Annotated in this window: 17 protein-coding genes and 2 pseudogenes; all 19 read right to left on the bottom strand. The window is 40.5% G+C overall.

The window, feature by feature from the left end; genetic code table 11:
• Positions 1-214 precede the first annotated feature (214 nt).
• The 19 genes and pseudogenes from KUH03_RS12495 to KUH03_RS12410 all read right to left on the bottom strand — a co-directional run bounded on the left by KUH03_RS12495 (position 215) and on the right by KUH03_RS12410 (position 12337).
• Positions 215-634: an ABC transporter permease gene (locus KUH03_RS12495; RefSeq protein WP_257093758.1), complete on the bottom strand. Its 420-nt coding sequence runs from the start codon at positions 632-634 to the stop codon at positions 215-217.
• A 173-nt stretch (positions 635-807) separates the two neighbouring features.
• A complete protein-coding gene (locus KUH03_RS12490; protein ID WP_257093756.1) occupies positions 808-1872 on the bottom strand; it encodes an FtsX-like permease family protein in 1065 nt (354 codons plus the stop codon).
• Positions 1797-2504, bottom strand: coding sequence for an ABC transporter permease (locus tag KUH03_RS12485; protein WP_257093754.1), 708 nt, complete (start codon positions 2502-2504; stop codon positions 1797-1799). Before KUH03_RS12485 ends, KUH03_RS12490 begins: the two co-directional genes overlap by 76 nt.
• A gap of 85 nt (positions 2505-2589) precedes the next feature.
• Entirely contained in the window at positions 2590-3315 is a 726-nt protein-coding gene (locus KUH03_RS12480; protein WP_257093752.1) for an ABC transporter permease, read from the bottom strand.
• Entirely contained in the window at positions 3258-3803 is a 546-nt protein-coding gene (locus KUH03_RS12475; protein WP_257093750.1) for an ABC transporter permease, read from the bottom strand. Before KUH03_RS12475 ends, KUH03_RS12480 begins: the two co-directional genes overlap by 58 nt.
• A gap of 139 nt (positions 3804-3942) precedes the next feature.
• A complete protein-coding gene (locus KUH03_RS12470) occupies positions 3943-4257 on the bottom strand; it encodes an ABC transporter permease (protein ID WP_257093749.1) in 315 nt (104 codons plus the stop codon).
• Positions 4254-4967, bottom strand: a complete 714-nt coding sequence (locus KUH03_RS12465; RefSeq protein WP_257093747.1) for an ABC transporter permease — start codon at positions 4965-4967, stop codon at positions 4254-4256. The genes KUH03_RS12470 and KUH03_RS12465 overlap by 4 nt, the downstream gene beginning before the upstream one ends.
• Before the next feature lie 58 nt (positions 4968-5025).
• A complete protein-coding gene (locus tag KUH03_RS12460; RefSeq protein ID WP_257093745.1) occupies positions 5026-5640 on the bottom strand; it encodes an ABC transporter permease in 615 nt (204 codons plus the stop codon).
• Between the two features lie 77 nt (positions 5641-5717).
• Positions 5718-6305: a hypothetical protein gene (locus tag KUH03_RS12455; RefSeq protein WP_257093743.1), complete on the bottom strand. Its 588-nt coding sequence runs from the start codon at positions 6303-6305 to the stop codon at positions 5718-5720.
• 8 nt (positions 6306-6313) lie between these two features.
• On the bottom strand, positions 6314-7372 hold the full coding sequence (locus KUH03_RS12450) for an ABC transporter permease (RefSeq protein WP_257093741.1): 1059 nt from the start codon (positions 7370-7372) through the stop codon (positions 6314-6316).
• Positions 7373-7468: 96 nt separating this feature from the next.
• Complete coding sequence (locus tag KUH03_RS12445; RefSeq protein WP_257093739.1) at positions 7469-7882, bottom strand: ABC transporter permease; 414 nt, start codon at positions 7880-7882, stop codon at positions 7469-7471.
• Positions 7883-7890: 8 nt separating this feature from the next.
• The gene (locus tag KUH03_RS12440) at positions 7891-8199 is read right to left on the bottom strand and encodes a hypothetical protein (protein ID WP_257093737.1); all 309 of its coding nucleotides are present in this window, start codon (positions 8197-8199) and stop codon (positions 7891-7893) included.
• A 101-nt stretch (positions 8200-8300) separates the two neighbouring features.
• Positions 8301-9083 (bottom strand): ABC transporter permease, encoded by a 783-nt coding sequence (locus tag KUH03_RS12435; protein WP_306429736.1) that lies wholly within the window; start codon positions 9081-9083, stop codon positions 8301-8303.
• 129 nt (positions 9084-9212) lie between these two features.
• Positions 9213-9868, bottom strand: a pseudogene (locus tag KUH03_RS12430) (ABC transporter permease); the annotation flags it as partial.
• 56 nt (positions 9869-9924) lie between these two features.
• Positions 9925-10608: an ABC transporter permease gene (locus KUH03_RS12425; protein WP_257093735.1), complete on the bottom strand. Its 684-nt coding sequence runs from the start codon at positions 10606-10608 to the stop codon at positions 9925-9927.
• Entirely contained in the window at positions 10527-10775 is a 249-nt protein-coding gene (locus KUH03_RS12420; RefSeq protein ID WP_257093733.1) for a hypothetical protein, read from the bottom strand. Before KUH03_RS12420 ends, KUH03_RS12425 begins: the two co-directional genes overlap by 82 nt.
• On the bottom strand, positions 10754-11767 hold the full coding sequence (locus KUH03_RS12415; protein ID WP_257093731.1) for an ABC transporter permease: 1014 nt from the start codon (positions 11765-11767) through the stop codon (positions 10754-10756). Before KUH03_RS12415 ends, KUH03_RS12420 begins: the two co-directional genes overlap by 22 nt.
• A gap of 43 nt (positions 11768-11810) precedes the next feature.
• A pseudogene (locus tag KUH03_RS48555) lies at positions 11811-11891 on the bottom strand (hypothetical protein); the annotation flags it as partial.
• The gene (locus KUH03_RS12410; RefSeq protein ID WP_257093729.1) at positions 11888-12337 is read right to left on the bottom strand and encodes an ABC transporter permease; all 450 of its coding nucleotides are present in this window, start codon (positions 12335-12337) and stop codon (positions 11888-11890) included. The pseudogene KUH03_RS48555 and the gene KUH03_RS12410, both read right to left, overlap by 4 nt.
• Positions 12338-12397: the final 60 nt, after the last annotated feature.

Raw genomic sequence — 12397 nt, 5'->3', positions numbered from 1 at the left:
TTTGCTGGTCATGCCACAATAGAAATAGCTAATTCAATTCGTTTGCCATAAGTGTAACTTGTTGATTATTAATTGTTGTTTTGTTTTGACGGCCTGTTGTATGTTCGGAAACGGACAGTCTGCTGTCCGTCGCCGAACATGTGGATCTACTCGTTTCGTAATGTGTTCACGGGGTTAGCCAATGCTGCTTTAATAGCTTGATAACTGACTGTTATTAGGTGATGCCCAGTGCAGTTAATCCCGTAAGGGCAAATACAGTCCAGCTAATTGAAATGCGATAAACATAATCATTGAGCCATGTTTCCATTAACAGATAGGCCAGCGGAGCTGCAACGAGGAAACCGATCAATGTCAACCAGAGGTATTCGGTGCATAATAATTTCCATAAACTAACTTCTGATGCGCCAAGAACCTTACGGATACCAATTTCTTTTTCACGTTGCTCGGTTAGAAATGCGACCAATGCATATAGCCCAAGACAGGAAATCAGTATGGCAAGCCCCGTAAAAATACTGGTCAGGCTTTTGATCATTTCCATTTGTTCAAATTGCTTGGCATATTCTTTATCTGTAAACGCGTAATCAAAAATAAGATCTGGATCAAAACGATTGAATTGTTGAGCGATTGCTTTCATCGTCTGACTGATGTCTTGCTGCTCATTCAGTCTGAGTGTTATTTTATTTTTTTGGTAGGAAGTCAAGAAAATACGCTGTAGGAGTAATCGACTTAAAGGGGACTCGGATAAGGTGTTCTGTATAATACCGATAATCGTATAGTTGATACCTCTTTTGGATAGCTGCTTGCTCGTCAGGTCTGTAACCCCATAAATTTGGCTGCTGCTTCATTGATGATTACTCCTGTGGAATCTGTCTTGAAATCTTTGGAGAAATTTCTTCCCTTCAAAAAGTTCCATTGTACGGTTTTGGCAAAGTTTTCGTCTATCGTGAAAATCCCCATAATGGATCCTTCCTTTGTTTCATTCCCTTGCCAGTTAAAACCGCCACCAGTTAAAGTGAGTTTGTTTACAAAATTCGAAGTAAGTGAGGCCTCCTGGATCAAACGTTGACCGATCAGTTCTTTTCTAAGAATCTCAAAGTTTTTGGAAATTAATTGACTAGTACTGGTGATGTTGACTAAGTTTGAGCTTTTGTAACCAATCGGACGATCCTTTGTATAGTGCAATTGTTTGATGACCAAATAGGTTGCAATCATCAGAAAGATGGAAATCGCAAATTGTACGATAACCATTCCCTTTCTAGCATTAAATCCCCGTTTGCCGATGTTCATCTTTCCTTTGAGCGCAAGGATCGGATTGAAAGAGGATAAGAATAGTGCGGGATATAGTCCAGCAAGAACACCAATAGAGAGAATCCCCAAAAAGGAGTATAAGTAGAATTGAAGACGCGTAAATGGAACATGTAATGCGGTATTGGTGATGGTATTTATCCACGGAAGAAGCAAAGTGCTTACTATAAGGGCTATCAGAAAAGCACAGGATACGGAGAGGATGGACTCAACTAAAAATCCGGCAATCAGTTGCCGACGGTTTACACCAACAGATTTTAGAATACCAATTTCCTTTCCTCTTTTTAAGCTTCGGGCTGTACTGAGGTTAATAAAGTTAATACTGGCCAACAAAAGAATAAATATGCTTATCCAAGCAAACATCCACACATATTGAATTTGTCCACCTGCATTTTTACCATTTTTGAATGAATCATAAAGATTCCATTTGGACATGGGATGCAACAAGATCTCAGGGTTGATATCTGTAAGATTTGTTCTAAAGATATTGGTCAGTTTTTGCTCGAGTCCCGGATATTTTGTGGGCTCTCGATTTTGCCATACGTGCGAAAAAAGCAGTTTGACCAACTTTCGTCTATACCTTCATTTTTGCGGAGGTAATCGACAAAAGGCAAAATATACGCCAATCCTTGAAAAGTACTATTCTCGGGAATATCTTCAAAAACACCGAGTATATTATATTGCTCTTTTCCGTTGAGCTGAATAGTCTTCCCGATTACATCAGTTGACCCCAATAGACGATTGGCTAATGATTCCGAGATTATCATGGTGGATGCTGCGGTAGGGGTAGAAATATCTCCATGTACAGATTTTAATGAAAACAATTCGGAAAATTTGCCCATTGCATAGAAACCATCGACGTTGAACTTCTTGTCCCCAACCTTAAGGTTGTTACTTTCGTTAGTGACCAATGTAATATCCTGCACCTCATTGGTAAAATCAGATGCAATAACCTTTGCTAAAGGGACAGGAGTAGAGGGACCCGTAGATTTTTCATTATTGAAGGTACCTGTTAACATGACTTGATAGATACTATCATAGTTTTCATGATTGCGGTTGAAGGAAAATTGTTTCAAGATCCACAAGGTGCTCACCAAAGCAACCGTAAATCCCAAAGACAACCCGAGAATATTGATTGCCGTATTTAAGGGGTTGCGTTTAAGATTGCGTAAAGCGGTTTTCAAAAATAATTTAGTCATGGCGGTGTTTGATGCTTATGTTTGTTGTTTTTGGTGTACTGATTAATTATCCAATATATAAAGAGTTGATTTTTATGAACATAAGCTATTCGTCTTTTAAACTCTTGACGGGGTTGGCAATAGCTGCTTTGATCGATTGGAAACTAACGGTAAACAGGGCAATCATAATCGTTAGGATGCCCGCACCTAAAAATATTGTTATCGGCACTGTTGTTCTGAAGGCAAATCCATCTAACCAGTTCGAAGTGAAATATAGCGCAACAGGAATTGCAATGATATTCGCGATAATGATCAAAAGCAAAAATTCTTTATTCAGCATTTGCATAATATTGAATACCGTTGCACCGAGGACTTTTCTGATGCCAATTTCCTTGGTTTTCAGTTGTGCGGTATAGGTGCATAGTCCAAGAAGTCCCAGACATGAAATCAGTATCGCTATGATGGCAAAGAAATTAAACAATGTTCCTTGTTTTTGCTCGCTCATATATTGCTGTTGGTAGCTTTCGTCGAGGAAACTATAACTGATCGGCATATCGTCATAATAGCTTTTCCAGATCTGTCGCAGCGCATGCAACGCCGATTCGGTTCCGGCAGGGTTTGTTTTTATATAAAGCTGCTGGCAATCTTTCGGACTAAATTGAAAGACCATGGGTTCGATCTTTTGACGTACACTTGCGTAATTAAAATCTTTGACCACACCAATAATGGTTCCCGGAACAGTTCGGATCCGTAGACGGGCACCAATTGGATCCTTTAATCCCATCTCACGAACGGCAGTTTCATTGATGAGAAAGTGCGTAGAATCTGCCATCGAGCCGGTGAAGTTTTTCCCTGAATTAGCTTTATTTTGAAAAAATCAAGCGCGAATTGATCCGAATACGTCATGCTGACCCACAGGTTTGAATTACTGGGTTTTCCATCCCAATCGTTGTCGCCGGTGGATACTCCGCCATATACCATATCCCGTCCAAGTCGAATGACATCACTTACCCCTTTATTTTTTAGGAGATCACTTTTGATGGCATCAAAATGTTGCGCCATTTTTGGTGCCATCGCAACCGAGATAATATTGCTCTTTTCGTATCCTAGATTCTTGTTGCGTATATATTCCAATTGTCGGCCGATGACGATCGTCATTGCGATGAGAACAATGGATACTGTAAACTGTAAGACCACTAATATCTTTCTAAAATTTGATTTCTTCATTCCGAATCTACCTTTTAGTACTTTGATTGGGTCAAAGTTTGAAAGTAACAGTGCCGGATAAATGCTGGTCAATAGCAATGTGCCGATCAGCATGATTAAAATGTAGCTCCATAGTTCAGTACTGAACAGCTGCAGGAAATCTGTTTGCCAGAGAAACTGTTAAATAAGGGAAGAAAGATAAAAACAATGCATATTGCTAAAGTCGCGGCGATCGTGAAGAGCAACGTGGTCTCTAGCATAAATTGAAAAAGAGTTCTTTTCTTCCGGCTCCGATAATTTTACGGATGCCAACCTCTTTGGATCTGGATAAAGATCGCGCGGTAGAGAGGTTGATGTAATTGATACTGGCTATGACAAGGATGACCAGAGCGATTCCGATAAAAATATGTACCGTGCCAATACCGCCATCGCTACCATCCATCTGATAAAGATGCATTTTCGCTAATTCTTGTGTAATGTAAGGAACAGGAGCATCTTCGGGTTTACTGCGTTCATGTATCTGTTGTAATTTCTGAGCCACGACAGCGGGGCTTGCACCGGGTCTCAATTGCAGGTAGGTTCCAAAGGCGAAACTGGACCAATCTTCATCCATCGATGACAGATAGGTTTTATTGTCGTAGGTGGTTTTATTTTTGATGTAGGCTTGCTCGTTAAACCGTGAAAGGGGAGGAGTACCTGAAATTGAAAGGAAGAATTTTCGGGATAGTCGGGGATAACTCCGCTAACTATGCATAGGTCTTCTATTCCCAATACCACCGTCTTGCCGATTGGATTTTCATCAGCAAAATACCGACGGGCGGTACTCTCGGTAAGGACAACTGAATTGTTATCGGGAAAAGGTTGCTTCTGGTTACCCTGAATAAGAGGAAAGTCAAAAACACTAAAATAACTCGGATCTACAAAAGCGAAATTCTTTTCTGTAAATCGTTTGTCTTTATACTTGATGGTGGCATCACCGATCCTAAAGATACGTACGGCGTCCTGAACCTCAGGGATTTCTCTCTTGGCAAAACTTCCAACTGGGGCAATGATAGATCCAAATATGCGTTTTGAGATCCCTGTTCCACCCTCAATCCCAATTTTGTAGATAGAGCCTTGATTCTTATGAAAACGATCAAAGGACAATTCATCCTTTATCCAAAGTAGTAGGAAGGTTCCCACAACTAATCCTGCAGTCAGCCCGAGGATATTGATAGCGCTATAGAATTTGTTGGAAAAAATACTGCGCCATGCGGTTTTGATGAAATTCTTTATCATTGTAATCTGTATTAGATTCAAAATTAACTGTATACCATTCTCGCCGTCATTGCCTGATCTATTCGTCCCTTAGACTATCTACCGGGTTTGCTTTTGCGGCCATAATACTTTTGGTTGATAGTACAAAGCTTGCAAATCCAATCAGGCTTAGGGCAGATAGCCCAAAAATCCATGGATTTAGATCAGTACGATATGCAAAATCATCTAGCCAATGATGCATAAAGTAATAAGCGATCGGGAATGCAATCAAACAGGCTATAGCTACCAGCGTCAATAAATTCTTAAGCAATAAAAAGGTGATCTGTAGTACTGAGGCACCTAAAACTTTACGTATGCCGATCTCTTTTGTCCTTTGATTAGCGGTAAATATGGTTAACCCAAATAATCCTAACCCCGCAATAAATATGGAGAGCCCGACAGCCCAGGACAATAATTTGGAAAGTTGTTTTTCCTGTTCATAGAATTGTTGGACAATCTCATCCACAAAGCGGAGGTCGATCTCATCGTCAGGGAAGGAAGCTTTGTAAGTGGAGGTAATTTTATCAATCGCTGTTTTCCAGTTTTCGGGATGCTTTTGGTCTAAAGCGATATGAAGCACATAACCGGTCTTGCTTCCGATGTAGAGTACAGGTTTGACAGTCTGACGGGCCGAAGCGATATCAAAATTCTCCATAACACCGACAATAGTGGATTCTCCGTTTTCAAAAGTTTTCCCAATTGCATCCTGTGGGTTTTGGATACCTAATAATTCTAAACCTTTTTATTGATCAGCATTTCACTTGTTGAGTCCAGTAAACGAATATTTCTTCCTGCTAAAAGTGGAATTTTATAAACATCCAGATAGCTCTCATCGCCTGACCGGTTATCAAAAGTTAAGGATTTTTTGTCCGATGATTGATCATACACCATTGAAGTGGTCATAAAACCACTCATTGCCGGTGCAATATTTCCAAAACTTATGGCTTTTACTTCGGGAAGTTTCAGCAGTTCGTTTTTGAGCATTAGCCCTTTGTCCGAATTTTGAAATGCTCCGGGAATATCGATGTTGATGACTGCTTCGCGTTGAAATCCCATATCCTTGTGGGATAGATAATTGATCTGTCGAATCACAATCAGCACACAGATCAGAAAAGCTTGGGCCATCACAAATTGAAAAATGGTCAAGGCTTTGCGTATCCATGCACTTCTGGAAAGATTGGTGTTTTTTCCCAGCTGATTTTTAAGGGCTAATACAGGAGCATATCCCGTCAGTACCCATGCAGGGTAAAAACCAGCCAGCAATGTAACCAACATAAGCTGAGCAAATAGGAACAATACAATCAATTTCTTATCTAACAAATCCAGACTTAAATTTTGGGGATAAATCCTTCAAAAACACGTAAAAACAAAGGGAGTAATAGAACGGCAAGTAGTGTCGCTGTTAGGGTAATCAAAAATGTCTCTACTAAAAATTGCTTAATTAAAGTGGATTTTGAACTTCCCAATGTTTTGCGAATACCAACCTCTTTTGCGCGTTCAATGGATTGTGCAGTAGATAAGTTGATAAAGTTGACAGCGCCCAATGCTAAAAGAAATATGGCGAGCAAAATCAGGTTGCGGAGCGTTTCGGGCTTGGTCGCTCCATAATTGAAAGTTGTGTCAAAATGAACCTCTGATAGGGGCTGTAAGATAAGTTTATCTTTAAATGTCTTACCATTCTTGTTCCTATATTTGTTGAGTAGATTTGCAATGTTACTTTCTATAGCACTTGGAGCCGTACCTGCTTTGGTTTTGATCAATACCTGATGGGAATCGGAGATGCTGTTCCATGCCTCCCAATTAAACATCTCTTTCAGGCTGTTGTTCTGTGGAATTGTTTTTTCGGAGATAAAACTGTCAAAATTAAAATCTGAATTTTGTTGTGCATTTTCGACTACGCCGACAACCTGGAGTGGGATACTGTCTGCATAGACAATGGTTTTGCCAATGACATTGGCTGGAGACTCATTGCCATAGAATTTTTCCAGTGTTTTTTCTGTTAGTACGATGTGACCAGCTGTATTTAGGCTAAGTGGATTTCCGGATAGCCATTTGCGTGGTAAAATATTGAAATATTGGCTGTTGGTCAGTAAAATACGTTGCTCTTTTGGAAAAACTTGAACTTTGTTGCTAGCAGTCGTGATTTTCAATTTTTGAACATGACTTCGATAGATGGGAGCTATGGCGTCGAGGTTTGGTAGCTCTTCTTCCATAGTTCGTACTAAAGGCATGTATACACCTGCATTTTTAAACTCACCGTTGCTGACAATACGGTAAACCTGTTCGCGGTTGGGAACATTTTTATCGAAACTATAGTCGTATTGAATCATTAAAAGATAACTAATGTCGCTGTGATGCCAATGGCCAAGCTCATGACATTGATACATGTAATCAACTTATGTTTTTTCAAAAACGATAGGCTGTTTTTAGTGAGTTTCCAATCATTGTCGTTTAGTTTTAAATTGATTCAACCAGATGAAGATCTATTCGTCTCTTAGGCTATTTACCGGATTCAATAGCGCGGCTTTGAATGTCTGGAATCCTATGGTGATAAACGCCACCAGCGTGACCGATACGATCGCAATCAGGTAAGCCCACCATGGCATCTCAATATGATACACAAAATCATTTAACCAATGGCTGAAGAGATAATAAGCGATCGGTCCGGCAATAAGAAAAGCGAGAAGAATCAGTTTGATATAATTTGATGATAATAAATGAATAATGCCCGGAACACTAGCTCCCAAGACTTTGCGGATACCGATTTCTTTGCTTCTGGCTTCGGTGGTATAGGCTGCTAATCCCAACAGACCGAGACAGGCAATAAAAAGAGTAAGAAATGAAAACATACTCATGACATTGGATGACCGAATTTCATTTTCATATTGGTCTTGCACATGTTGATCTAAAAAGAAATATCGAATGCAGCTTCCGGAGCAACAGCTGTATATATCCTCTTTATTTGTTCGATATATGCTTGAACATCTGTCGTTTTATAGCGGATCAATAAGTTGCGTGGTGATTCCGAGGGATCATTCATGCTGTAATAGCTGTAACCTCCGATTTCGGATTTAAGGTTTGCATAATTAAAATCCTGGACGACACCCGTGATGATCGAGTTGGTCGGGCTCATCTCGGTGACGATATGTTTTCCAATCGCTTCCTGTGGGGATTTATACCCTAAGTATTTCATTACTTTCTCGTTGATCAACATATAACAGGTGGAATCTGGACGTCCCCAAATGTCGGGTAAATCTTTTCCGGCAAGCAGTTTTAATCCAAGTGTATTTACGGTCTTTCCATAAGTGACACAACTTAGTGTCGGTAATCCCTGTTTATCTGTGCTGAGTTTATAGATTGTTTTTCCGCTTTCATTGCTTCCAGGAACGGACTGTACGAATGTGGTAGACAGCGTATGTGATAAGCTTTGGACCTGTTGATTGAGCGTGTTGAGTTTTCCTGACTCCGGAAAGAACGGATAGGGATAGAGATCACATGTTCCGGTTGATAGCCGAGGTCTTTATTTCGGATATAATTCATCTGGGTGAGCATCACAGAGATGCCGATGATCAATATAATCGAAATGGTAAATTGGCATATCACCAATATTTGTCTGATCAGAACGGTTTTCCCTTGTTTGTTATAACCTTTATTCATCAATGCGATCGATTTGATCTTTGATAAGAATAAGGCTGGGTAGCTGCCAGCAACAAACGTAATTATAAACCAGGATAGCGCTAATATCCCTAGCATATCCCAGGTCAGAAGTTGTTGCACGGTAATATTTGTATTGCCGATGGTATTAAATAGCGGGATCAAAATAATGGCCAAAACCACACCGATTGTCATCGCAAATAGGCTAATCGTTGCGGTTTCGACAAAAAAGCGGACAATGAGTTGGCCTCGAGTAGCTCCAAGTACCTTATTTACACCCACCTCTTTAGCATTCTTTTGTGACTTTGCCGTGGCCAGGTTCATGTAATTGATACAGGCAATGGCGATGACGAGAAAAGCAAGAACGGATAGTGTTCGGATGGTGTCAATGTTTCCTGTGCGTTTGGTAACTCCCTCTCCAAGACTTGATGAGTAGAGATGCACCTTTAACAGTGGTTGTAAGAAAAATTCGGTGAAATACCGGTTGTCTTTTTCTACGTATTTGTCAATCAATTTTGTTGCTTCTTGCGCAACAGCAGCTGGATCGGATCCTTTTTTTAGTAATATATACGTCTCATAGCTGGCATTACTCCAATAGACATTTTGTCCCATCCAAGAATCCATAATATTCATGACCATATTACAGTCCAGTGTACTATTTGCGGGAAGATCCTTGAATACACCGGTGACCTGTACGGTATCTCTTTGGTTAATGGAAATGAGTTTTCCCAGTGCTTCACGCTTACCAAACAACTTTTCTTTTGTTGATTGAGAAAGGACAATACTTTTTTATTTAGAAACGCAGTATGAATATTCCCTTCTATAAATTGGAAATCAAAAATGGAGAATAATGTAGAATCGGCAAGGTATAATTGTTTCTCATTAAAATTTTCCTCTCCAGCGCGAATGGAAGCCGTTGCTCCAAAGCCATCTTTTACCAGTCGCACCATATTGTCAACCTGCGCAATATCTGATTTCATTGCAGGCCCCACCGCATTGGGCAGGTTGATCATTTTCTCCCGGTTGTATTCTGCCGACAGCTGCATGTGCAAACGATAGATATTATCGGCTTTTGAATACATCGTATCAAAACTCAGTTCCTGACGAATAAAAGCAAACAATAGCAGCGAGACACAGATGCCAATCGCTAATCCGCTAATATTAAGGATGCTGAAAAATCGGTTGGCCCGAATACTTCGCCAGGCTGTTTTTATGTAGTTTTTGATCATGATTGTACTGTTTGTGTTGTGCTGATATATTAAGTTTGTTCTTGATGGTATACTATTTATTCGTCTCTTAGGCTATCGACCGGATTGGCTTTAGCGGCTTTAAACGTTTGGAAACTAACGGTAACCAGGGCAATGAGAACAGCTGTAAATCCGGCAAAAGCAAACATCCACCATTTTGGCTCAATATGGTAGGCAAAATTATCCAGCCACTTGTTCATTGCTATCCATGATAACGGGGTAGCGATACAGAGCGCAATGACTAATAGTCTGATAAAATCGGAAGAAAGCAGGAGCACTAAATTGTATATGGAAGCACCAAGCACTTTGCGGACCCCGATTTCTTTGGTACGCTGTTGAGCAGTATAGGTTACCAATCCCAGTAGACCTAAGCAGGCAATAAAAAGGGCTAGGCTTGAAAAGGCTGTAAAGAGTCTTCTGAAGTTATAATCGGCTTCGTATTGACGGTTAAAATTATCGTCTAAGAAACTATATAGAAAGGGACGGTGAGGGGCGAGTTCGGCCCATAATTTACCAATTCGTGCCACTGTTTGTTGATTGACATTTTGTAGATTCACGGTCAGATAACGGCTGCTACTTGGCTCAAGTCGTAGCGCTAATGGCTCAATTTTGCGATGCAGGGACAGGTAATTGAAATCTTTTACAACGCCGATGACCGTACCTTCTTTGCCCCACTGTCTAAATTGTTTTCCGATGATATCCTGTGGGTTTGAATACCCCATAATTTGGCTGCTGATTCATTAATCACGAGTGAATGGGCGCTATCTGCTGGGAAATCGCGTGAGTAGGCTCTTCCTGCTGCCATCTTGATGCCCATATTGGGGATAAAGTCTATATCTACTTCATATAGTGAAGGAGCGAAATTGGTCATTTTGCCATCGGTAGACATAATCTCTGTTCCGGCATTTGGAAAAAATGCCCCGGAATGGTGCGTGAGGCTGTCACCGACTGTACATCTTTATCTTTTGCGAGTGTATTTTTGATTGCCTCTAAGTTGTTGTTGACTTTTTCATCGAAATTATAGTCGATGATTAAACGTTGTGCTTTTTGAAATCCAAGGTCTTGCTGTTGCAGTTGATTCAATTGGGAAAATACAATCACCGTACCTGCAATCAATGCAATAGAAAGACAAAATTGAAAGACGACGAGACCCCGACGTAATAATGTCCCACCTTTACTGTTGCTAAACGTCCCCTTCAGAACTTTAATCGGTTTAAAATTTGCGAGGATCAATGCGGGGTAGCTTGCGGCTAATATCCCGGTTATTAGTGTTACTAAAAAGAAAATTGTCCATGTGGTGCCGTTAAGGAGGGTTGAATAACCAAACTGTTTACCGGAAAAAGCTTCCATAAAAGGGAGAAAGGCAATGACCAAAGCGATAGCTAATATACCGCCGATAAATACGAGTACCAGCGATTCAGACATAAACTGTAGAATCAGATTGCTTTTATTGGCCCCAATGGCTTTTCGGACACCGACTTCCTTGGCACGCTCCATGGATCTGGACGTAGCAAGATTCATAAAATTGACACAGGCAATCAGCAGGATAAATCCGCCAATAATCGCGAAAATGTACAAATTTTGAAAGCTACCCGTTGTTCCCGGTTGGCGATCCGCAGCGGAGTGCATATATGCCTGAAGCATGGGCTCGATATGGAAACTGTATTTTGAATTGGCGTTTTCATTTACTGGGATATGTCGTTTGAGAAAGTCAGTTACCTTCTGATTAAACTTTGTAGGATCAAAGTCTTTTGATGTCAAAAAGTAGGTATAAAAATCTACATAGTCCCAACCTTCTTTTTCGAAGACACCTGGTCTTGCTTTCCGGAAGGTGCTCATAGATAATAGCGCATCGAAGGTAAAATGAGTTGGCCGGTACATCTGCCATCACGGCTGTTACGGTATACAGGCCTGCATCTGCACGGCCGGCGGCTAATCCTCCTTCAATGGTTTTGCCGATAGGGTTCTGATCACCGAAATACTTTTTAGCTGTGCTTTCTGTCAATACAACAGAATATGCATTTTTAAAGCTGTATGCGGATTACCGGCAAGGATTTTCCAACTGAATACATCGAATGCTGTAGAATCCATGAAAAATACATTTTCTTCTTGGAATCTATTTTCTCCTTGTTTAAGTAGGATGGACGTTTGCCCGGAGAACTGAACGATCTTCTCGATTTCTGGGAAATCGGCTTTCAGGGCTTCTCCGATCGGGGCATTTCCCCAGATCTGATGTTGTTCTGTACTACCAACTTCTTTATAATCATGTACAACGCGGAAAATACGGTCTTTGTGGACATGATATTTATCGTAAGAAAGTTCATTCTGTACATAAATAACAATTAATAAGCAGCAAGCCAAACCAATGGCGAGGCCTACAATATTTATGGTGGCATAACCTCTATTCTTTAGAATATTGCGCCAGGCTATTTTAATATAATTTTGTATCATGGTTACTGTTTTTTTATGAAAGTTTATCTGGGCCATCCTTTACATCTTTTTCTGGGACAT

The organism is Sphingobacterium sp. E70, from assembly GCF_019285695.1.
GTDB lineage: Bacteria > Bacteroidota > Bacteroidia > Sphingobacteriales > Sphingobacteriaceae > Sphingobacterium > Sphingobacterium detergens.
This window is presented reverse-complemented; position numbering and strand designations above follow the sequence as displayed.